General features: G+C 60.1%; 16 protein-coding genes and 4 pseudogenes. All 20 read left to right on the top strand.

The features are described from left to right. Positions 1-100: 100 nt before the first annotated feature. The 20 genes and pseudogenes from gyrA to IPM73_10630 all read left to right on the top strand — a co-directional run bounded on the left by gyrA (position 101) and on the right by IPM73_10630 (position 22,901). Positions 101-2,652 (top strand): annotated as a pseudogene (gene gyrA / locus IPM73_10725) (DNA gyrase subunit A). Continuing rightward, a complete protein-coding gene (serC, locus tag IPM73_10720; GenBank protein MBK8918487.1) occupies positions 2,652-3,746 on the top strand; it encodes a 3-phosphoserine/phosphohydroxythreonine transaminase in 1,095 nt (364 codons plus the stop codon). The pseudogene gyrA and the gene serC overlap by 1 nt, the downstream one beginning before the upstream one ends. Then, positions 3,743-4,834, top strand: coding sequence for a prephenate dehydratase (gene pheA / locus IPM73_10715; protein MBK8918486.1), 1,092 nt, complete (start codon positions 3,743-3,745; stop codon positions 4,832-4,834). The genes serC and pheA overlap by 4 nt, the downstream gene beginning before the upstream one ends. Positions 4,835-4,843: 9 nt before the next feature. Then, positions 4,844-5,930: pseudogene (locus tag IPM73_10710) on the top strand (histidinol-phosphate transaminase). Next, entirely contained in the window at positions 5,930-6,799 is an 870-nt protein-coding gene (locus IPM73_10705; protein MBK8918485.1) for a prephenate dehydrogenase/arogenate dehydrogenase family protein, read from the top strand. Before IPM73_10710 ends, IPM73_10705 begins: the two are co-directional and overlap by 1 nt. Before the next feature lie 2 nt (positions 6,800-6,801). Next, a pseudogene (gene gmd / locus IPM73_10700) lies at positions 6,802-7,887 on the top strand (GDP-mannose 4,6-dehydratase). Positions 7,888-7,900: 13 nt separating this feature from the next. Beyond that, a pseudogene (locus IPM73_10695) lies at positions 7,901-8,859 on the top strand (GDP-L-fucose synthase). Positions 8,860-8,870: 11 nt separating this feature from the next. Further along, the gene (locus tag IPM73_10690; GenBank protein MBK8918484.1) at positions 8,871-9,878 is read left to right on the top strand and encodes an N-acetylneuraminate synthase family protein; all 1,008 of its coding nucleotides are present in this window, start codon (positions 8,871-8,873) and stop codon (positions 9,876-9,878) included. Further along, on the top strand, positions 9,875-11,023 hold the full coding sequence (gene neuC / locus IPM73_10685) for a UDP-N-acetylglucosamine 2-epimerase (hydrolyzing) (protein MBK8918483.1): 1,149 nt from the start codon (positions 9,875-9,877) through the stop codon (positions 11,021-11,023). The genes IPM73_10690 and neuC overlap by 4 nt, the downstream gene beginning before the upstream one ends. Before the next feature lie 19 nt (positions 11,024-11,042). Beyond that, the gene (locus IPM73_10680) at positions 11,043-11,912 is read left to right on the top strand and encodes a methyltransferase domain-containing protein (protein MBK8918482.1); all 870 of its coding nucleotides are present in this window, start codon (positions 11,043-11,045) and stop codon (positions 11,910-11,912) included. Further along, positions 11,909-12,862, top strand: a complete 954-nt coding sequence (locus IPM73_10675) for a hydroxyacid dehydrogenase (GenBank protein MBK8918481.1) — start codon at positions 11,909-11,911, stop codon at positions 12,860-12,862. The genes IPM73_10680 and IPM73_10675 overlap by 4 nt, the downstream gene beginning before the upstream one ends. Next, positions 12,859-13,587: a hypothetical protein gene (locus IPM73_10670; protein MBK8918480.1), complete on the top strand. Its 729-nt coding sequence runs from the start codon at positions 12,859-12,861 to the stop codon at positions 13,585-13,587. The genes IPM73_10675 and IPM73_10670 overlap by 4 nt, the downstream gene beginning before the upstream one ends. A gap of 13 nt (positions 13,588-13,600) precedes the next feature. Beyond that, positions 13,601-14,506, top strand: coding sequence for a dihydrodipicolinate synthase family protein (locus IPM73_10665; GenBank protein ID MBK8918479.1), 906 nt, complete (start codon positions 13,601-13,603; stop codon positions 14,504-14,506). Beyond that, the gene (locus tag IPM73_10660; GenBank protein MBK8918478.1) at positions 14,503-15,237 is read left to right on the top strand and encodes a hypothetical protein; all 735 of its coding nucleotides are present in this window, start codon (positions 14,503-14,505) and stop codon (positions 15,235-15,237) included. The genes IPM73_10665 and IPM73_10660 overlap by 4 nt, the downstream gene beginning before the upstream one ends. Then, positions 15,234-16,796 (top strand): hypothetical protein, encoded by a 1,563-nt coding sequence (locus IPM73_10655; GenBank protein MBK8918477.1) that lies wholly within the window; start codon positions 15,234-15,236, stop codon positions 16,794-16,796. Before IPM73_10660 ends, IPM73_10655 begins: the two co-directional genes overlap by 4 nt. Continuing rightward, positions 16,786-18,348: a hypothetical protein gene (locus IPM73_10650; GenBank protein ID MBK8918476.1), complete on the top strand. Its 1,563-nt coding sequence runs from the start codon at positions 16,786-16,788 to the stop codon at positions 18,346-18,348. The genes IPM73_10655 and IPM73_10650 overlap by 11 nt, the downstream gene beginning before the upstream one ends. 146 nt (positions 18,349-18,494) lie before the next feature. Further along, positions 18,495-19,247, top strand: a complete 753-nt coding sequence (locus IPM73_10645) for a class I SAM-dependent methyltransferase (protein MBK8918475.1) — start codon at positions 18,495-18,497, stop codon at positions 19,245-19,247. A 10-nt stretch (positions 19,248-19,257) separates the two neighbouring features. Further along, a complete protein-coding gene (locus tag IPM73_10640) occupies positions 19,258-20,430 on the top strand; it encodes an acyltransferase (GenBank protein MBK8918474.1) in 1,173 nt (390 codons plus the stop codon). A gap of 96 nt (positions 20,431-20,526) precedes the next feature. Continuing rightward, the gene (locus IPM73_10635) at positions 20,527-21,747 is read left to right on the top strand and encodes a hypothetical protein (GenBank protein ID MBK8918473.1); all 1,221 of its coding nucleotides are present in this window, start codon (positions 20,527-20,529) and stop codon (positions 21,745-21,747) included. Beyond that, positions 21,747-22,901: a glycosyltransferase family 4 protein gene (locus IPM73_10630; GenBank protein MBK8918472.1), complete on the top strand. Its 1,155-nt coding sequence runs from the start codon at positions 21,747-21,749 to the stop codon at positions 22,899-22,901. Before IPM73_10635 ends, IPM73_10630 begins: the two co-directional genes overlap by 1 nt. The last annotated feature ends 213 nt before the right edge of the window (positions 22,902-23,114 follow it).

The raw sequence follows: 23,114 nt of genomic DNA, 5'->3' as shown, positions 1-23,114 counted from the left end.
GGCTTGCCTCTGTCTTGAGGGGTGGGGCGTGGTAAACTAGCAAATTCCGCCCAGATCAACCAAATAACACGACGCCGGGCTACGGCGCGTCGAGAGACACATGGATCAATTCGCCAAAGAAACACTGCCGATCAGCCTCGAAGAGGAAATGCGCCGCTCCTACCTCGATTACGCCATGAGCGTCATCGTCGGCCGGGCGCTGCCGGATGTGCGGGACGGCCTGAAACCGGTCCATCGCCGCGTTCTTTTCGCCATGCACGAGCTTTCTAACGACTGGAACAAGGCCTACAAGAAGTCGGCCCGTATCGTCGGCGACGTGATCGGTAAGTATCACCCCCACGGCGATACGGCGGTCTATGACACTATCGTGCGCATGGCGCAGCATTTTTCCCTGCGCTACATGCTGGTGGACGGCCAGGGCAACTTCGGCTCGGTGGATGGCGACAACGCCGCCGCCATGCGTTACACCGAAGTACGCATGGCCAGGATCGGCCACCAGTTGCTGGAGGACATCGACAAGGAAACCGTCGATTTCGGCCCCAACTACGACGGTTCGGAAAACGAGCCCCTGATCCTCCCCGCCCGCATCCCCAACCTGCTGATCAATGGTTCCGCCGGCATCGCGGTGGGCATGGCGACCAACATTCCGCCCCACAACCTGAACGAGGTGATTTCCGCCTGTCTGGCCCTGCTGGCCAACCCGGCTATGAGCATCGAGGAGTTGATCGAGCACATCCCGGCGCCGGATTTCCCCACCGCCGGCATCATCTACGGCGTGATGGGCGTGCGCGAAGGCTACATGACCGGCCGCGGCCGCGTCGTCATGCGCGCCCGCACCCATTTCGAGGACATCGGCAAGAGTGACCGCCAGGCCCTGATCGTCGACGAGATTCCCTATCAGGTGAACAAGAAGTCGCTGATCGAGAAGATTGCCGAGCTGGTCAACGAGAAGAAGATCGAGGGCATCTCCGACATCCGCGACGAGTCCGACAAGTCCGGCATGCGCATCGTCATCGAACTGAAGCGCGGTGAGGTCGGCGAGGTGGTGCTCAACAACCTGTACAAGCAGACCCAGCTCCAGGACACCTTCGGCATGAACATGGTGGCCCTGGTGGACGGCCAGCCGCGCCTCCTCAACCTGAAACAGATGCTGGAATGCTTCCTCGCCCACCGGCGCGAGGTGCTGACGCGGCGCACCGTGTTTGAACTGAAGAAGGCGCGCGATCGCGGCCATGTGCTGGAAGGCCTGGCGGTGGCGCTGTCCAACGTGGACGAGATCATCGCCCTGATCAAGGCGGCGCCGACCCCGGCCGATGCCAAGCGCGGCCTCATGGGGCGTACCTGGCGCAGCGCCCTGGTGGAGGAGATGCTGCAGCGGGCCGCGGCCGACAGCTACCGCCCCGAGGGGCTGGCCCCGGAGTACGGCCTTTCCGCCCAGGGTTACCGCCTCTCCGATGCCCAGGCCCAAGCCATCCTGGAACTGCGCCTGCAGCGCCTGACCGGCCTGGAGCAGGACAAGATCGTCGCGGAGTACAAGGAGGTGATGGAGAAGATCGCCGACCTTCTCGACATCCTGGCCCGCCCGGAGCGCATTTCCGCCATCATCGTCGAGGAACTGACCGCCATCCGCGACCAGTTCGGCGACGCGCGCCGTTCCGAGATCGTGCTGCATACCCAGGAACTGGGCATCGAAGACCTCATCACGCCCCAGGACATGGTGGTGACCCTCTCCCACGGCGGTTACGTCAAGACCCAGCCGCTCTCCGACTACCGCGCCCAGCGCCGCGGCGGCCGGGGCAAGCAGGCGGCGGCGATCAAGGACGAGGATTTCATCGACCATCTGTTCGTGGCCAATACCCACGATTACATCCTGTGCTTCTCCAACCGGGGCCGCTGCTACTGGCTCAAGGTCTACGAGGCGCCCCAGGGCAGCCGCACCAGTCGCGGCAAGCCCATCGTCAATCTCTTCCCGCTGGAGGAGGGCGAAAAGATCAACGCCATCCTGCCGGTGAAGGAATTCGTCGACGACAAATACATCTTCATGGCCACCGTCATGGGCACGGTCAAGAAGACGCCGCTTTCCGACTTCTCCAACCCGCGCAAGGCCGGCATCATCGCCGTGGCGCTGGATGACGGCGATTACCTGGTGGGCGCCGAGCTGACCAACGGGCAGAACGACATCGTCCTCGTTTCCAATGGTGGCAAGGCGGTCTGGTTCGACGAGGAGGACGTCCGTCCCATGGGCCGTCAGGCCCGCGGCGTGCGCGGCATGAAACTGCAGGCCAAGCAGGCGGTGATTTCCCTGCTGGTGGCGGACAACGAGCAACAGACGGTATTGGTGGCCACCGAGAATGGCTTCGGCAAGCGTACCCAGTTGGGGGATTTCCGTCATTCCGGCCGCGGCACCCAGGGGTCATGGCCATCGCCGCCAGCGCGCGCAACGGCAATATCGTGGGGGCCAAGCTGGTGGGCGACGAGGACGAGATCATGCTCATCACCACCGGCGGCGTGCTGATCCGCACCCGGGTGGCGGAAATCCGCGAGCTGGGCCGGGCCACCCAGGGGGTGACGCTGATTGCGCTGGACCAGGGGGAGAAGTTGGCCGGCCTGGAAAAGGTTGTCGAAACGGAAGGCGACCTGGAGATCGAGTAATGGCCCGCATCTGGAACTTCAGCGCCGGTCCGGCTGTACTGCCGGAGGCGGTGCTGTGCCAGGCCCGGGAGGAAATGCTCGACTGGCACGGCGCCGGTTGCAGCGTCATGGAAATGAGCCACCGGGGTAAGGAATTCATGTCCATCCTGGAGCAGGCCGAGGCCGACCTGCGCGAGCTGATGGGCGTTCCGGCCAATTACAAGGTGCTCTTCCTGCAGGGCGGCGCCACCCAGCAATTCGCCCAGATCCCCATGAATCTGCTGGGGGGGCGTTGCGCCGACTACATCCTCACCGGCTCCTGGTCCAAAAAGGCCTACAAGGAAGCCTTGAAGGTGATGGGCGAAGGGGCGGTGCGCTGCGCGGCGTCCACCGAGAACACGGGTTTCACCCGCCTGCCGGTGGCGGAGGAGGTGCGCCTCGACCCCCAGGCCGCCTACCTGCATCTCTGCACCAACGAGACCATCCACGGCGTCGAGGTCCACGATGCCCGCCTGGCAGCGACCGGCGTGCCCCTGGTGGCGGACATGTCCTCCCACATCCTGTCGCGGCCGGTCGATGTCGCCAAGTACGGCCTGATCTACGCCGGGGCGCAGAAGAATATCGGTCCCTCGGGCCTGACCCTGGTGATCGTTCGTGACGACCTGATCGGTCGGGCGCCGGCCAATATCCCGACGGTGATGGATTACGCGGTGATGGCGGAAAACGTCTCCATGCTCAATACGCCGCCTACCTACGGCATCTACATCGCCGGACTGGTCTTCCAGTGGCTCAAGGCCCAGGGTGGCCTGGCGGGCATGGAAGCGGTGAACGTCGAGAAGGCGCGGCTCCTCTACGCGTGCATCGACAATTCCGGCGGTTTCTACAAGAATCCGGTGGACATCGATTGCCGTTCCCGCATGAATGTACCTTTCGTCCTCGCCCGCCCGGAACTGGATGCCGCCTTTCTCGCCACAAGCAAGGCTGCCGGGCTGGCTTCGCTCAAAGGACACAAATCGGTGGGCGGCATGCGTGCCTCCCTCTATAACGCCATGCCTCTGGAAGGTGTGCGCGTGCTGGTGGATTTCATGAACGATTTCGCCCGACGCAACGCATGAGCGACGACCTCTCCCAGGAACTGGCCGGTGTCCGCGCCGAGATCGACGGCATCGACAGCGAACTTTTGACGCTCCTCAACCGGCGGGCTCATTGCGCCCAAAAAGTGGGGGAGATCAAGGCGCGGCACGGCGAAGCCGGCCACATCTACCGGCCAGAGCGCGAAGCCCAGGTCCTGCGGCGCCTCCAGGGGGAGAACGTGGGACCCTTCGACGACGAGCAGATCACCTGGTTTTTCCGGGAAATCATGTCCGCCTGCCTCTCCCTGGAAAAGCCCCTGGAGGTGGCCTATCTGGGTCCGGAAGGCTCCTTCACCGGAAGTGCGGCCGCCAAGCATTTCGGCCACGCGGCACGCCTCGTTTCCCAGTGCTCCATCGACGATGTCTTCCGTGAGGTCGAATCCGGTCACGCGGACTACGCCGTGGTGCCGGTGGAAAATTCCACAGAAGGGGCCGTTGGGCGTACCCTCGACCTGCTCTTTGCGACGCCCCTGACGACCTGTGGCGAGGTGGTGGTGCGCATCCATCAGAACCTCATGACCCGCTGTGCCGGCCTGACCGGGGTGAGCAAGGTCTATTCCCACGCCCAGTCCCTGGCCCAGTGCCACGAGTGGCTCAACCGCAATCTGCCCGGAGTACCCCGGGTGCCCATGGCCAGCAATTCCCTGGCGGCCCAGACGGCGGCGGCGGAAGAGGGTGCGGCGGCCATCGCGGGCGAGGCGGCAGCGGAGCGCTATGGATTGCCCATCCTGGCCCGCAGCATCGAGGACGAGCCCAACAACACCACACGCTTCCTCGTCCTGGGTCGGCATGACGCGGCGCCCTCGGGGCGGGACAAGACTTCCCTCATCATGTCGGCCACCAACCGCACCGGTGCTCTGCACGATCTGCTGGTGCCTTTTGCCAGCAGCGGGGTTTCGCTCACTCGCCTGGAATCACGCCCTGCGAGGCAGGCGCTGTGGCAGTACGTGTTCTACGTTGACATCGACGGTCATCGCGACGAGGCGCGGGTGAAATCGGCCTTGGACGAACTGGGCGCGCGGGCGGCATTTCTGAAGGTGCTGGGTTCCTACCCGGTCGCCGTCTATTAGGTATCTGCCATGAGCCTCGCCGACCAGGCACTCCCCTATATCCGCGCCATCTCCCCCTATCAGCCGGGCAAGCCGGTCACCGCCCTGGCCCGGGAAATGGGTATTCCGGTGAGCAAGATCGTCAAGCTCGCCTCCAACGAAAACCCCCTGGGCATGAGCCCGAAGGCCCGCAAGGCTGTGGAAGCGGCCATTGTCGGCAGCGAGCGCTATCCCGACCAGTTCGATCTGATCAAGGCCCTGGCCGAGCGCTGCGGCGTCGCCACCGGTCAGGTGGTGCTGGGGAACGGTTCCAACGATGTCCTCGACCTCGTCGCCCGGGTCTTCCTCGCACCGGGCCGGTCGGCGGTTTTTGCCCAACATGCTTTTGCCGTCTACCCCCTCGCGACCTTGTCGGCCGGTGCCGAACTGATCGTCGTCCCGGCCAGGAACTACGGCCACGACCTCGACGCCATGGCCGCCGCCATCCGGCCCGACACCCGCATCGTCTGGGTCGCCAATCCCAACAACCCCACCGGCACCTTCCTGCCCTATGCGGAAGTGCGCGCGCTCCTGGAAGCGGTGCCCAACAACGTGGTGGTGGTCCTGGACGAGGCCTACAACGAATACCTGCCGCCGGCCGAGCGCGTCGATACGGCAGCCTGGATCGCCGACTTCCCCAACCTGGTGGTGACCCGTACCTTTTCAAGATTTACGGTCTGGCCGGTCTGCGCGTGGGCTATGCCCTGGCAGCACCGGAAGTGGCGGATCTGATGAACCGCGTGCGCCAACCCTTCAACGTCAACAACCTGCCCTGGCCGCAGCCGTCGCCGCCCTCGACGACCATCTCTTCGTCGCCGACAGCTACGAACTCAACCGGCGCGGCATGGAACAGGTCGTTGGCGGTTTAAAACGCCTGGGTTTCGAGCACATTCCCTCCCACGGCAATTTCGTGACCTTCAAGGCCGGGGACGGCGCCGGCATCAACCAGATACTCTTGCGTCAGGGCGTCATCGTCCGCCCCATCGCCGGCTACGGTATGCCCGAATGGCTGCGGGTGACCATCGGCACGGAGCCGGAGAATGCCCGCTTCCTCGATGCCCTGGGGAAGGCCCAGTAATGGCCGAATTCGGCAAGATCGTCATCTTCGGCACCGGCCTGATTGGGGGCTCCTTCGCCCTGGCGCTGAAGGACGCAGGGGCGGTGGAGGAAGTGGTTGGATTCGGCCGTACCCCGGCTACCCTGAGACTGGCCCAGGAACTCGGCGTGATCGACCGGGCAGGCATCAACCCTGCCCATGAAGTCGGCGACGCCGATCTGGTTTTGGTGGCGACGCCGGTCGCTCAGATGCCGGAAATCTTCGAGCGCATCGTGCCCTATCTCGGGCCGACGACTACGGTGACCGACGGCGGTAGCACCAAGGGTGACGTGGTAGCGGCGGCGCGAGCCGCCTTCAAGGGGCACATCGGCAAGTTCGTCCCAGCCCATCCCATCGCGGGCGCGGAAAACAGCGGCCCCACCGCCGCCCGAGGAGACCTTTACCAAGGCAAGAAAGTTGTGGTGACGCCCCTGACGGAAAACAGCGACGAGCGGCTGGATCTGGTGAAGCGCGCCTGGGCGCTCTGCGGGGCAGACATCTACGAACTTCCGCCCGAAACCCACGACCGGGTGTTTGCCGCAGTGAGCCATCTGCCACACCTGCTGTCATTCGCCCTGGTCTACGAACTGGCCGAGCGGGCCGACGCCGATCTGTTCTTTTCCTTTGCCGCATCCGGCTTCAGGGATTTCACCCGCATCGCCGGCAGCCATCCGGAAATGTGGCGGGACATCTGCCTCGCCAACCGGGAAGCGCTGCTGGTGGAATTGAACGCCTACCGCCGGCGCCTGGCGGACATGCATGATTACCTTTTGAACGAGGACGGCGCCTCCCTCGAAAAACTGTTTGTCGTGGCCCGGACGGCGCGGCGGACCTGGGCGGGAGAGCGTTAGCGATGGTTGAGCGCAGAGTTGCATTGATTACCGGCGTCACCGGGCAGGACGGGGCCTATTTGGCAGAATTCCTGCTCAAAAGGGTTACGTCGTGCACGGAGTGAAGCGCCGCGCCTCGCTCTTCAATACCGATCGGATCGATCACCTGTATCAGGATCCTCATGTCGAGAACAAGCATTTCATCCTGCACTACGGGGATCTCACCGATTCGACCAACCTGATCCGCATCATCCAGCAGGTTCAGCCGGACGAGATTTACAACCTCGCGGCGATGAGTCATGTGGCGGTCAGTTTCGAGACGCCCGAATATACCGCCAACGCGGATGGGATCGGCACCCTGCGCATTCTTGAAGCAATCCGCATCCTCGGGCTCGAGCGCAGGACCAGGTTTTATCAGGCATCGACTTCGGAGCTCTATGGCCTGGTCCGCGAGACACCCCAGACCGAAAATACCCCGTTCTACCCTCGCAGTCCCTATGCGGTCGCCAAGCTGTATGCTTACTGGATTACGGTCAATTACCGTGAGGCCTATGGCATTTACGCCTGTAACGGCATCCTTTTCAATCACGAAAGCCCGATCCGTGGCGAGACCTTCGTAACCCGAAAAATCACCCGGGCGTTGGCGCGCATCAAGCTGGGGTTGCAGGACTGCCTCTATCTGGGAAACCTCGGTGCGCTGCGGGACTGGGGCCATGCCCGGGATTATGTGGAAATGCAGTGGCTCATGTTGCAGCAGCAGCAGCCTGAAGATTTCGTCATCGCCACCGGCGTTCAGCACAGTACGAGACTTTGTCAGCCTAGCTGCGGCGGAGCTTGGGATGTCTGTTACCTGGGAGGGGCTGGGAAGCGAAGAGAGAGGTCTTGTCGACGGTCAATGCATCGTTCGCGTGGACCCACGCTATTTCCGTCCGACCGAAGTGGAAACCCTGCTGGGGGATGCCAGCAAGGCCCGGGCAAAGCTCGGGTGGGTTCCCAGGACTACATTTGTCGAACTGGTGGCTGAAATGGTTCGGGAAGACCTGAAGAGTGCCGAGCGCGACGAACTGGTCCGAACCCATGGCTACGCGGCCTACGATTATCACGAATAGCCCCGACCCACGTATGGACAGCAATGCCCGCATCTATATTGCCGGCCATAGGGGTCTGGTGGGTTCTGCGCTTACGCGGCGCCTCCAGACCCTAGGTTACCGCAAACTCATTTTGCGCACCCATGCCGAATTGGATCTGACGGATCAGGCTGCAGTTACTCGTTTTTCGCGGACGAACGTCCCCAGTACGTTTTCCTCGCGGCGGCGCGAGTCGGCGGCATCGAGGCCAACAACCGCTACCCTGCCCAGTTCATCCGTGACAATCTGGCGATTCAGACGAACGTCATCCACTCGGCCTACGAGGCGGGGGTCGAGCGCCTGCTTTTCCTGGGCTCAAGCTGCATTTACCCCAAACTGGCGCCGCAGCCGATTCGGGAAGAGGCTCTACTAACCGGTGCGCTCGAGGAAACCAATCGACCCTATGCCTTGGCCAAGATTGCTGGAATCGAGATGTGTTGGAGCTATAACCGCCAGTACGGCACGCGATTTCTGGCTGTGATGCCGACCAATCTTTACGGGCCCGGTGATAATTACCACCCCGAAAACAGCCACGTTATTCCGGCGCTCATCCGGCGGTTCCACGAAGCTAAAATGCACCATGCCCCGAAGGTGACCATTTGGGGAACCGGCGCGCCGCTGCGGGAGTTTCTCTACAGCGATGATATGGCTGACGCCTGTGTGTACCTGATGAATCTCTCCGATGCGCGTTTCGTGCCCCTGCTCGCCGCCGACCGCAATCATGGGGTTCCTCCAGTAATCAATGTCGGAAGTGGCGAGGAAATCTCCATCGCTGCTCTGGCAGGCTTTATTCGTGATTTGGTGGCCTACTCGGGAGAAATTGCCTTCGACCGCAGTCGGCCGGACGGAACACCGAGAAAACTGATGTGCAGCGCAAGATTGGCGGAATTGGGCTGGAAGGCTGTGACACCGCTGTGTCGTGGGCTTGAGACAACCTATCGGGCGTACTCGTGATCGTGGAAACAATGGCTTTGACTCCTCAGGTGGTCGTGGAAATTGGGCAAGCGCATGATGGCAGCGTAGGGATTTTGCACTCCCTCATCGATGCCATTGCGTCGACAGGTGCGCCGGTAATCAAGTTTCAGATGCATTTCGCCGGCGCCGAAAGCAGTCGTTTCGATGAGTTTCGAATCCAGTTTTCCCGGGTTGACGCGACACGTTTCGACTATTGGAAGCGTATGGAGTTGTCCGTCCCTCAGTGGCGGGAAATCAAGAGCCACTGTGAATCCGTCGGGTGTGAATTTCTCTGCACGCCTTTCTCGGTGAAGGCAGTACGGGTTCTCGACGAAATCGGTGCGTCCAGAGTCAAAGTAGGATCGGGCGATATCGGTAATCACCTTCTACTTGAGGCAATTCGCCGCACTGGAAAGCCTGTCATCCTCTCCAGCGGGATGAGCACATTCGACGAACTCGATGAAGCGGTCGCGTTTTTTCGAGCAGCATCGGGGGGGGTGACGGTCATGCAGTGCACCTCTGAGTACCCGGTGCTTCCGGAACGATGGGGGCTTAACCTCATTCCCCTGCTGCGGGAGCGCTATGGCGTGCCGGTGGGGTTGTCGGATCATTCTGGGACCATTTTCCCGAGCCTGGCGGCAGTAGCTCTTGGCGCGGAGCTCGTTGAGGTTCATGGGACCTTCGATCGCCGCATGTTCGGGCCTGATGCGTCGTCATCACTGGAGATGGAGGAACTGAAAATCTTGGTCGAGGGAGTGAGGCAGATCGCTCTTGCCGGCGCCCATCCTCAGGCCAAATCGGACGTATCCAGGGTCGAGCAGATGCGCCGTCTATTCGGCCGTTCTTTGACGGCTTCCCGCGATATTCCCCAGGGAACGTCCATTTCGTTCCATGATCTTGAGGCGGCGAAGCCTGCCGGCCATGGCCTTGCTCCATCACGTTACATCGACCTTTTGGGCAAGAGAGCGAAGCGGGATCTAATGAAGGGTACTTTTATTTTGGAGAGCGACTTCGAATGAAAAAAAAGGTCTGTATTGTCGTCGCGAGTAGAGCCAATTACGGAAGAATCAAGGCCGTCATGAGGGCTGTCCAGGAGCATCCGGATCTGGAGCTTCAATTGATCGTCGGGGCTTCCGCGCTGCTGTACCGTTTTGGCAAGGTTGTTGACCTCATAGAGCAGGACGGATTCGAGGTGACGTCTCGCATCTATTCCATTGTCGAGGGCGAGAATTTGACGACCATGGCGAAATCGGTTGGTCTCGGCGTGCTAGAACTGTCCACTCAGTTCGAGAACCTGCGTCCCGATATCGTGCTGACCGTTGCCGATCGCTTCGAGACAATGGCGACCGCTATTGCAGCGTCGTACATGAACATCAGGGTGGCCCACACCCAAGGTGGTGAAGTCACGGGCTCCATCGACGAAAGCGTTCGGCACGCCATCACGAAGCTCTCCCATCTCCACTTCACCGCTACCGAGGAGTCACGCCGTAGGGTTATCGGTATGGGGGAAAATCCGGATTACGTCTTCAACACGGGCTGCCCGGCCATCGATGCCATTGCTGACATAGACCTTGCCATGCCCGACGACTTCTTTTCGCGCTACGGTGGCGTAGGACACACCATCGACCCGACAAAGCCCTATGTGGTCGTGCTACAGCATCCCGTGACAACCGAGTTTGGTTCCGGATTGGCCCAGATCAACCATACGCTCGAAGCCGTACACCGGTCCGGCCTCCAGACGATCTGGCTCTGGCCCAATGTCGACGCGGGGTCAGACGACATTTCGAAAGGGCTGAGAATGTTTCGCGAGCGTAACCGCGACGCCCCGATACATTTCTTCCGCAATTTTTCGGTCGAGGACTACGCCAGGCTGATCAACCATTCCGCGTGCCTGATCGGTAACTCCTCCAGCGGCATCAGGGAGGGGGCTTACCTCGGGGTGCCGACTATCAATATCGGCAGCCGCCAACTGCGGCGGGAACGGGGCCGCAATGTCATCGACGTCGGCTACGATGCAGACGAAATCACTGCGGCGATCTTGAGCCAGCTCACCAACGGGCGCTATGAGCCCGACCATCTTTACGGCGATGGCAGCAGTGCGTCGCGAATTGCCGATCTGATGGCGGAGCTTGATGTTCCGATCCAGAAGATACTTCATTCCTGAATTGTTGAGCGGAACATCCATGTCGCAACGTACAACCGGGGACTCCGGTAACTTCGATCTGAGCTGGCGGACCCGCAAGGAAGCGCTCTATACGCACTGGACGCGGGAGCGTCCCAGGAACCAGATTCAGCTTGCCTTCCGCTCCCATTGGCAGGTTTTCCAGGAGCTTATTGGCGAATTGGCTCTTCGGAGGGGCGACGTCCTTGAGGTCGGTTGTGGTCGCGGCAGCCTCTCAAGTTACTTTGCAGATGCGGGCTGGAACTCGACGCTTCTTGACTACAGTCCCGCAGTTCTGGAAACGGCTCGGAGTATCTTCGAACAACACGGGCTCAAGGCCACTTTCGTTCCAGGTGATGCCAATCAGCTTCCCTTTCCCGAAAATAGTTTTGACGTGACTTTCAGCATCGGTCTGCTCGAGCATTTCGAGAATGTGCGACCGGTCATGTCGGAGCAGTTGCGGGTATTGCGTCCAGGAGGATGGTTTCTCGGGTACGTGGTGCCCGAGCGCCCGGACAACGTGCAGCGATATTTCAACTGGATCAACCGCATTCTCAGAATCTTCGCATCCTTTGGGGGGCGGGAAACCAAAGGAGCCAAACCCCCCATCTATCGCAGCGATTTTGGGTCGGAACACTATGTTCAAGCCATGGAGGGCTTGAATTACGGAGACCTGACCATTTTTGGCATGTATCCGATGCCCATGGTCAGCCATAGCCCGGAGTTTCCTTTCTCATTGCTGCCCGCGCCGCTGGAGTGGGGGCTGACGCGGATTTTTGAAGGCGTCCTCGCGCTGCGGCGCATTTTCACCGGTCGCCATGGCTGGATCTGTTCTGAACGGATGGGGCAGGCGTTTCTGGTTGCGTTCCGCAAGCCCCTCGATTCCCAATGAAGATATTGAACGCGGAACCTGCCGGATATTCGGAGCAGGCGCGACAAATTCTGGCCAGCTTGGGTGCTATTGTCGAAATCGAGTGCACCAGGGACGAACTATTGCAGTGTGTCACCGATGCGGATGTCTTGATCGTGCGTCTGGGCCACATGATTGACGCAGAGCTCATCGGGCGGGCAAAAAAACTTCGCGCCATCGTTACCGCGACGACCGGGTTGAATCATATTGACCAGGAAGCTGCCAAGGCGCGCGGAATTGCCGTGCTCAGTCTTCGCGGCGAGCGCACTTTCCTGGATGGTCTAACAGCCACGGCGGAGCATGTTTGGGGCCTGCTGTTGGCACTGGTTCGCCGCATTCCTGCCGCAACCACTCACGTTGCGGCCTCCGGTTGGGATCGGGATCTATTCAAGGGGCGACAGATCTCCGGGATGACACTCGGTGTCGTGGGTCTTGGCCGGTTGGGAAGTATGGTTGCGGAGTATGGCCGTGCTTTTCGCATGAGGGTAATAGCGAGCGACATCGTTCCCGTCTCCCACGCGCCGCATGTGGTATTGGCGACCTTGGACGACCTCCTCACAGCCGCGGACGTGGTTTGTCTGCTGCCAAGCTATCAGGATTCCAGCCACCGCTTGATCGGGAAACACGAGTTCTCGATGATGAAGCCAGGCGCGGTCCTCGTGAACGCCTCTCGCGGTGAAGTGATCGATGAATTTGAGCTCTTGGACGCCCTTCGCAGTGGGCGCTTGTCTGGGGCGGCTCTTGATGTCCTTGCCGGCGAAGCCGTGCGTGGAGAGGACTGGTTGCGAGGGCACCCGTTGATAGAGTTCGCACGAACATCAGACCGTCTATTGATAACGCCACACATCGGCGGAGCAACGGGCGATTCCATGCGTCTCGCGGAGGATTTCATGGCTAGGAAACTCTCGGAGTTTCTAGGGAGGGGCCGTTGATGTGGCCGTTTTCACGCATTGGGCTGTGGTTGCGCCGCAGGAACATTGCCGCGATTCATCAGCGCCACCGACGGCTAAATACGCCTGCCTATGCCGGAATCGATGAGGTACTGAGGAAGTTCCGCGATGCCGGGGGGTTGAGACATGATTTTCAGCCCTACAAGCTTTTCCAGCTGCAACAGATTCTTGTGCGTTTCAGACCGACATCGATTCTGGAATATGGATCGGGTTCAAGTACTTCAGTCTTTGCCGCCCATGTACGCACTCACGGCGGGCAATTGCGGTCGATTGACGAAAGTGCAGCCTGGCTAGACAACGCGCGGCGTCTGGCGGGGATTGAAGTGGGCGATAGTCACTTCGAATTGCGCAATGCCGACCCGGTCGTCGGAACGCTGGATGGGGTTCCTGCCGTTGGCTATGGCCTCGTCCCTGATCGCTACTTCGATTTGATTTTTGTCGACGGCCCCTCACTTCGAATTGAGGGCGTAAAGCGCAAGGATGCGGTCAACGACGACGTATTTCGACAACTGAGGGTCTTTCCCCCACGTGTCATCGTCGTCGACGGTCGGCATGCGACGGTGCGAGCCCTTGAGCAGGCCCTGCGTGGTCGTTACGACTGCACGGAGACGGCGCTTATGGGCGAGAGGCTAGCAGACGACTACGAGTATTTCTCCATCTTTACGCGAATCGGCGACCCTGCTGGTCACGATTTGCCTTCACCCTGACGAGGCTTCCACGATGGCAACTAGGCAATTTCTTAAAGGTGTGGTTCCGGTGATGGTCGTTCCCATGCATCCGGGCGGAAGTCCGGATGTCGAAGGGATTCACCGGCTTGTCGACTTTCTGGTGCAGGCCGGGGTTGGGGGCCTGTGGGTTCTGGGATCGGCGAGCGAAGACATCAATATGTCGGTCAAGGAACGGCTGGTGGTGGCCCGCGAAACGGCTGCGGCAGCCCGAGGGCGTATTCCCCTGGTCGTGGGCACAGGTTTGACGGCCATCGGCGACATCCTCGACTATGCGGACAAACTCGCCGACCTCGATCTCCATGGCCTGCACGTTCTCCCCTACGACCTGAAGATGGGCGATGCGCGCCTCATTCACCTCGTCGAGACCTTGGCGGATCGCTTCCCTGTTCCGTTGTGGATGTATCACAACCCGAAACGTGGGCGGCCGATTCCCGACAATGTCATTCGCGCAGTGAAAGGCCATCCCAACGTGGGAGGCATCAAGATAGGCGGTTACAACCTTTCGGAGTTGACGCTGACCCTGATGCACCGTTCGGACGACTTTGATGTCATCGGGGCAGGGGGCGGGCAGTTCTTTCAAATGCTTGCCTTGGGTGCGGAAGCCCATACCACTAGCGAGGCGTCGGTCTATCCCGAGCGCTTCGTCGAGCTCTATGACGCCTTCAAGGCAGGGCGTCTCGATGAGGCTCGGACGAGGCAGTTCGACATGATCCGACTTTCCCGTTCGTTTCCGCGAACCGAAAACGGCGAATATTGTGCGGAAGAAAAGTACATGCTTTCATTGCGCGGAATTTGCGGCGATGCCGTGAATCCGCTTTACCGGACACTCAACGATACGGAAAAGACGCGCTTGCGCGAAATCCTGGTCGAGTCTGGGTTCGACTGGGCGCGTAGATGATTGCCGAGTCGGCACCCTATACGGTTGCCCTGGTTCCCGCAAAGCTCACATCCCAGAGGGTTCCGAACAAGAATCTTCAGGAGGTCGGGGGTCAGGCGCTGTACGTTTATTCGGTGCGTGCTGGACTCCATACTCCCGGAATTGCGGAGACCTTTGTCAGTAGTGAATCGCAGGAATTGCTTGATTCCGGAGCGAGTTGGGGCGCTCATCCAATTCTGAGACCGGCAAGTCTTTGCGATCCTCTGGTGAGCAACCAGATGGTTATTGCGCACGCCCTGGAATATATCGAGGCTGCTCGGGGGCGGAGACCGGATCTTCTGGTGCTGCTCCAGCCTACCCACCCCTTCCGTTGCCCAGGAGATATTGCGGGAGCGATGGGGCTCATGGCCGGTGATCCGGATGCAGATAGCGTGTTTGCCTTGAGGCTCGACGACGAACTCGGCGGACGTCTGGATGGCGGCCAATTTGTACCCGAGGTGCCGCTGCCCCGGAGGCGGAGGAGCGAAGTCCCGCGCTACGCGAATACCGGTTCCTTCTATATCCTTCGTGTCTCTCGCACCATCGCCAAGGGCAGTTTTTTTGGCCACAGGATTCGCGGCTTTGTCCTCAGTCGCCCGGAAATGGAAATCGACATTGATCGCCCGGAGCAACTCGCCATGGCCCGGGCCCTCGCCGAGTTCTTTCGGGACGATCTGAGGGCTTACGGGTTGCTGGACGCGGAGCGGTCGTGAGGATTCTTGGCGTTACCCAAGGCAGCAACCTCAGGGTCTTCCTGCGTCTCTCCGAGATGCTGAAGGCGCCTTTGTCCCTGAGCGAAGTCTCCGCGTACGTCGCAGATTCTCAGGAATTTTATGCCCTGGCATCTCAGGAGGCCGCGCTTGCCGATGGAACGTTCCCACTGCTCAAGGAATGGGAAATCACCGGCAACGGACTGCGGCGGCAGCCTGACTGGGCTGCCCTGGGCCGATGGGAGGCCGTTCTGGGTGACCCGGTACTGTGGAACGCGTTGCTTGCCGATCGCCGCATTTTCTTCGGGAAGCGTTGCAAGTTGCGTCAGGATTACGGGCCGCGCTTCTCGTACATCCAGATGTACGGAATCATCCAGGAAGCCATTGAGCGCATCGCAGGATTCCTGGATACCCATAGACCCGATCTCATCCTTGGCTTTGGAACGTCAACTTTCGGCGACTACCTGCTGTATCGCTTTGCCAAGGCCCAGGGTATTGCCTATTTGCAGCTCAAAGCCACCAAGATCGGCAACTACGTTGCACTGAACGATGATGCCATTCATCTTTCACATCACATTGCACGGCGGATTGATGATCCAGAAGGGATGCCCGAGGCGGCGGTGGATATTGCCAGACGCCATCTAGTCAGGATCAGGGAACGCGGGGTGCGCTACGAGGGGGCACTCAAGTCCACCACGCGCCTGCGGCCGCTCAGGGGTATCTTTGGTGGAATCAGGGGCCTGGCACGGGATCTGAAAAATCGCCTTCACCCCGTCGTGGGGCAAGATAACCACGTCGAGAGTGCCATGTTTAACGCCCTCTATGGCCATATCCTTCAACCGATACGCTGGATGGGGGTTCAATTGCACCTGCGGGGGAAACTGCTCGGCGCGCGGGATCTCGTTCAGCTTCGCCCCTATACGTTCTTTCCGTTGCATTTCGAACCCGAGGTTTCGCTCCAGGTGTTCGGACGCCCGTTTCAGAACCAGATCGAGCTCATCCGGCATTTGGCGCTCAGTTTGCCGGCTGGTATGCAACTTGTCGTCAAGGAGCATCCACGGGCCCTGGGATTTCGCCCCTCCGGTTACTACCGCAAGCTGCTCGAGATTCCCAATGTCCTCATGGTTGACCCGCTGATGTCCACCCACGCGGTGATCGGCCAAGCCGCCCTCGTCGCCGTCATCTCCGGGAGCACGGGCCTGGAAGCTGCCGTTCTCGGCAAGCCGGTGGTGACCTTTGGAATACCCACTTACGGGAATCTGCCTTCCTCGATGGTGCGACAGGTTGTTTCGCTTCATGCCACGGCCTCTGAAATACGGGACCTCCTTGCAAGTTATCGCCTCGAAGAAGATGCTCTGGAACGTTTTTTTGCGGCCAACGTCTTGGGTGCCGTGCCGGTAGACCTCTACAGCGTCCTGCTTGCCAAGACTGGGCGCCACAACGAGGGTCGCGAAGGTCTGTCCAGTGAGGAGCGCCGCGCACAGGATTATTCGGCGCTCGCCGAGTATTGCTGCAGCCGGATCCGTGACGAACTCGCCCGTGCGGAGAGAAATGGGACCTAAGCTCCCCGGGTTGCGGCGTTCAGCGATCAATGTCGGGGCCACTTGGCTTCTTCAGGCCGGAACCCTTCTTTTCGCCCTTGTCAGCGTTCCCCTCGTGACCCGAAGATTCGGTCTCGAAGGCTTGGGCGTGTGGTTGCTTGTCCAGCAACTGGCCAGCCATTTTCAATTGCTTGAGCTCGGGCTCGCCTCCAGCCTCGGGCGCTTTCTTTCTCGCGATCATGCGCAAAGGAATGGAGCAGCCTATTCCGAGCATTCCACTTCGGCTATCGTGCTCCTGCTGGGCATGGGGCTCGTGCTCGTGCTCTTGGCCTATCCAATCGGACAGGTGTTCCCCCAGATTTTTTCATTGCCCCCGGATTCCGCTTCCGAGGGCGCATGGATGCTCACGATTGCACTTGTGCTGACCGGGATGACCCTGCCTTTAAGGAGCGCGATAGGTGTGCTGGCTAGTCAGCATCAATTTGCTCTTCAGGCAGGCGTTGATGGAATCGCACTCCTGCTCCGGGTAACCTTGGTCATTGCCGCCTGCACCATGGTCGAGGACCATGCCTTGATCGCGCTTTCCCTGGCGGTATTCGGTCCTGCATTTCTGGCGGGGCTGGCTCTGTTTCTCTGCGCCGGTCGGTCCTCTCCATATACGCTGTTTCAGAGCGGACTGATTCGCCGCGCAGCGATGCGTGCTCTGCTTGATATCAGTCTGGCCGCCATGATCGTCACACTTTCCGCCGTATTGTTGCGCCAGGGGTCGGCGATGCTCGTGGGGTTTTTTGTCGGCGCAGATGCTGTGGCGCTCGTCGCTCTTCCCGTGATGCTGGTGGTCAGCCTCGGCCCGTTTCTGGGGATTGCCAATCAGATCATGGCTCCAGTGGCGAGCCAGCTGGATGCAAGTAACCAGGTAGCGGTACTCCACAGCATCTACGTCAACGCTGCCCGGTATACCCTGATGGCGGGCTTGTTTCTCTTCGTGGCGGTCTTCGTGCTGGCACCCGTGGCATTGCCCGCTTGGCTCGGTGCTGAGGCGCTTTCGCCGGATCGTGGCAGGGCGATGTACATTGCCCTCCTTTTGATCTACGCGGGGTACTGCGCTGCGATTCCTGCCTTTCTGGCACGTACGATTCTGGTTTCCGTAGGCCGGCATAGGGTTGCTGCACGAGGGGAACTGATGGGAGCGCTACTTGGCTTGAGCATAGGATGTGTATTGATGGGAATTGATGCGCTTGGACCAGTTGGCATGGCCTGTGGCGTGGCGATTTCCTACCTGTTCAGAGCCTGCGGGCTCTTGACAAGGGAATTGGCGAGTTATTTCGGCGTTTCGCTGTTCGCGCTTCACGGTGAGATCTGGCTTCGACCCTTGTTGTGCTCTCTGCCTCTCTTGGGGGCGCTTCCATTGTTCTCCATCCTCTCGCCGGGGCTGGTGGGCACGGTGACTATCGCCTTGCCCGCGCTAGTGCTCGCTGCAATTCTCGCCTTCAGCTTTGTGGTATCGCCGGCACATCGCGCGCGGTTAAGAGGCATTCTCAAGGGGTGCTTCGCTAAGGGCGGTCAATCGTGATCCGTGTGGTGACGGTGGACTCCTGCCCTTGCTGCGCCGCTCGGAAACTAGAATGGCCACAGCGTCGGAACCAACTACTCGTCGAGTCCTTCCTGCGTCTGAGCCGTGAAAAATACGGGGGCTGTATGGACGGTTGGGAGCAGGACTTGTCCCTCGATATGGCGCGTTGCGGGCGCTGTGGCCACATCTGGCATCACATGCAGCCAGATCAAGACGCATTGTTCCAGATGTACGCGCAGGGGCGGCGTCTTAAGGGGGGGGAGCCATCGACCCAGCCAACTTCCAGAATGCTCGCCACCATGACAGGGCTGTTGCGCCTTGGAAGGACTGGAGCGCCGCAACCGACGCTTCTGGATTATGGCAGCGGTGCTGGGCGCTGGTCGGTGGCAGCGCGGCGTGCGGGCTTCCGGGTAACCGCGTACGAGCCGTCTGCTGGAAGACAACGCGACGCCGGGGGAGTCGAAGTTATCGGTAGCCTGGGTATCCTTGCTGGACGGACATTCGACGTCATCAACCTGGAGCAGGTTCTTGAGCATCTTCCCGATCCTGTCAGCAGCTTGCGTGGCCTGCGGGAGTATTGTCATGACCAGACGGTACTGCGTATTTCTGTACCGGATGTTGCACGCCTTGGCACAGCTCTGTGGCGGGGATATCCGTTTGACGGGAAAGCCATGCACATGCTTTCTCCGTTCGAGCATTTGCACGGGTTTCAGCGCTCGTCCTTGCTTGCGCTGATAGACAGAGCCGGTCTTCGGCCCTGCTCGGGTCTTCGCCTTCTCCGGAGTTGTCCGCGTTACGTTGCGGAGCGCGCCGCAATTGCGCTCGGGTCACCCTATGGCAGAACCACGGCCCTTGCGCAGTTTCGGATCGGGCCGGTCGAGCAGCCCTGTTGCTCATGATCATGTTGGGTTGGGTACGATTATCGGAGAAAACGTCGTGTTTGGAATTTTTCGCCTGACTGCTGCGCTGCTTGTCGTTGTCACGCACATTGGTGGAGTCGAATTCTTTGCCGGGGCGGCGGTTTGGGGTTTCTTCATGCTTAGCGGTCTACTCATGACCGCTGCCCTCAATACACGTTATGGACTGGATGTTCGGGGACTTGCCTGCTTCTTGCTCAGTCGTGCCCGCCGCCTTTATCCGACCTACTGGTTCTGCCTGTTCTTGACCTGTTTGGTGTTGTGGGCCGCGCAGGATTTCGACCGGGCTCGCCTGGTGAATTCGGCCCTCGGCTATCCGAGTGCGCTGGGCGAGTGGATCGCCAATATTTTCATCGTTGGTCAGACCACGTTCGGGCTTGGACGTACTCAAGTCTCGCTCAGCCCCTCGTCCTGGGCGGTGGATGTCGAAATCCTCATGTACTTCTGCTCCTGCCTCTTCCTCGCACGCAGCCGTCGTATTGCCTTGGCTACGTTGGTTCTTCTTGGGGGATTGTTCCCCCTGCTCTGGTGGCACGCCCGAGGTCTCGTGAAGGCAGGGGAGGTTGCGTTGGCGGGCCAGGTGCTTTACAGCTTTCTGCCCGCAGCGCTTTTGCCTTATGCGATTGGAAGCTTGATGTGGTTCTGGCGGCAGCGCTATGAAGCTGTTTTTCGGGGACGACACTCGTTAATTGTCGCAGGTGTACTGGGCATTGTTGTTTGCGCTTTCCTAGTTCATCCCAAGAGTGTGACTCTTGCGTACCTCATGTCCTTGCCCTGTCTGATGCTTATATTGGGTACGCTGATGCATGTACGGGCAGGGGGCGGATTGCGTTCTTTGGACGAGTTTGCTGGGCACATGTCATACCCGCTCTATTTGCTACACTGGCTGTGTGCGTACCTCTTTGTGCTGATCGTTCCGGATTCTTTGCACTGGGCCTCCCCGGGCGCGGGCCGCTACTCCTATAATCTGGCGGCTTTCGTGTGCGTGAGCATTCTCGCACTCGCGGTGTCAGGGCTGACAGCATGGCTCGTTGAAGCGCCGCTGGAACGGCGTCGCCACGATTGGCTCAAGTCGCGCATGCGTCCAGGATCCGAGGATGGCACGGACGGCGTAGACGGCCCGGCCTGTCTTGGTCCGTTGCCTAGCAAGCGAGAACGTGTGTAGGTCAGGGTGATCCACGGCACGACGTTGCATGGCTGGTATCGGCCGCCTGGCCTGAGACCGGCTCGCCTGAGCCAATAAACGAAATTCATTCCTCACATGGATACTCGAGCGCCTCTGACAGCAGAAACTCAACGACAAGGCGGCACCAATGCGCTTGCCAGTCTGGGGAAAATTCGGTCCGACCTGTCTCGCTTCCTCTCGCGTGCCGAAGTCGGATCGCAGGACTTCCGTCTAACCCCACGCGCCGATCCAAGTCCCTACGCCCGTTGTTTCTACGTTTTTCTTTGCCATACCCTGAAGTTGCCGTTTCCGCTGCCTTCCGAAGAACTTGCGATGACCATCCGGGTTGCTGTGCGGGCTGAACGGCAACGATGCGGCGACAGGACTGGCGACAAGCCATTTCGCCAGTTGCTGACCTTCTCTCTGAGTGCCCTGGCTCTCCTGGACGAACTGCGCCAGGATCCTCTCGCTGACCTCGTCAAGGAACAACTGGCGCGTCCTGTGGGCCTAGAACTTGGGTCCCATGGTTGTTTGGAAGGACGCGCTGGATCGGGGAACCAGGCAATGTTTGTCGGAATATTTCTGATTCATGCCCGGGATTATCTTGGGATCGATACCCATGCGGCCATCGAGGAATGGGTCAGGCTGCACCTTGCCCACATGAACCGTTTCGGCTTTTGGGGAGAAACCACGGCGATGACCCACCTCCAATTCCAGAACGGTTACCACCAACATGAACTGCTCGAATACCTGGGAGTGGAAAATCCACGGCGGGAGGAAGCTTTGGTCGCAGTGAGGCGACTGGCTGATCGCGAGGGCCACTTCGCGCCGTATCCCGGGGGCGGCGGGTGTTATGACTACGATGCGGTGTTCATGCTGACTCCGGAGGGGAGATTACAGGATATCGCCACGCGCTCTACCCTGGTGAAAACTGCCTCCAGCATCGCAAGCAACCAGCGCGATGACGGTGGTTTTTGCGAATCTGTCTATGTCCGCCCGCGGAGTATCCGGAATTTGTGCCGGTTTGCCGCCCATGCCATCTCGGCAGGCCGATGTATGCCCCTGCTGGCTGAGCGACTCCGTTATGGAATCACCTTGCAGCGCAACAAGCACAATTCCATTCACACTCACTGGAGCGTCTATTCCCGAGGCTGGGGAGAGTCAGACCTCTGGGATAGTTGGTTTCGCATCCTTGCCTTGGCTCGCATCGATATCGCCCTGAATCCAGATCACATCGATGAGTGGGGATTTATCGATTATCCGGGAATCGGTTACCACCCAGGTTTGCGGAACGGATTCCGACGTAGGTTGCCTTGATGCGCTTTCATTATATTTCTCCTTCGATCCTTCCTTCCCGCGCGGCAAATTCTGTACATGTGGTGTGGCAGTGCGACGGGTTGTGCCGGGCAGGAGTCGAGGTCTCGCTTTATGCCAAACGGGCAATCCCGGATGCCGCTGCCCTCGCAGACGGACTGAAGGAGTCCTACGGTGTCGAGCAGAAAGCATTGCGGCTCGACACCGTCTATAGCACCTCGACCCGAGGGGACAATCTTCGAATCGCACGCCACGCGATTGCCGCAGTTCGGCAGCAGGGGCGGGAGGTGGGCATTCTGTCGCGGAACCTCTACGCCGCATTTGTGCTTGCCGTGCTGGATCGCATTCCTCTGCTGTTCGAAACTCACCAACTTGAGAGCGGCGTGCGCAAGTGGATGCAGCGCGCCGTGATGCGGTGTCCTTGGGTGACGACCATTGCGATTTCGGACCACCTCGTCGAATACCTTCATGCCCACCATGGCGTAGAGCCTCGTCGCCACTTGGTCCTACATGACGCGGCACCCGAAGGTATTACCCCCATTTCGCCGCGGGAACGCCGCGCGGCGCTCTGCGAGCAGGTTCGCCAGGCGTTGGGATCCTGGAGAATGGTGTGCGGGTATTTTGGCCATCTCTATCCCGGCCGCGGTATCGAGATTGTCGAGCAACTTTCCCGCGCCCGTCCGGACTGCCTCTTTCTGGTCTATGGAGGCACCGAGCGTGACCTGGACGAACGAAGACTAGGTAATCGTCTGGGCAACCTGATTTTTATGGGTCACGTTCCGCACCCCCGCGCGCGGGAGCTCATGGCGCAGATGGATGTCCTTCTGATGCCCTATCAGGAAAGCGTTTCTATCGGGGTGAAGGGCCACGACACGGCGCGTTGGATGTCGCCAATGAAGATGTTCGAATATCTGGGGGCCGGTGTGCCAATTCTCTCTTCTGATCTTCCGGTCCTGCGGGAGATTCTCGTCGACGGCGACAATTGCCTCCTTGCGCCACCCGCGGACCCGCAATCGTGGCTCGACGCCCTGGATCGGGTTGCCCGAAGCCCTGGGCTTTCGGTCGCCCTCGGGGAACGCGCCCATGCGCAATATCGTGCACACCATACCTGGACTCGGCGTGCCGAACGTATCCTCGAGGCAGCTCGGGGTCTTTGATGCGAAGCTTCTTTATCCTCGTTCCCTCGCCTCACCCTACGGGACCCGTGAAGGGCGCCTGTGCTCTGGCGAATGCGCTCGCGCCATCAAGGCGAGTCGTACTGGTTTTTCTGAAGCCTGGACCCGGGGTTGATGCTGCGCTTGATGATCGGGTTGAACGCGTAACTCTTGCCGAGGTGGCTGGCGGCTGGAGGGGTCGGCTTGCGGCATATC

The sequence above is a fragment of the Betaproteobacteria bacterium genome (genome assembly GCA_016720065.1).
Taxonomy (GTDB): domain Bacteria; phylum Pseudomonadota; class Gammaproteobacteria; order Burkholderiales; family Rhodocyclaceae; genus SSSZ01.
The sequence above is the reverse complement of the archived record's forward strand: the minus strand, read 5'-3'. Positions and strand labels throughout refer to the sequence as shown.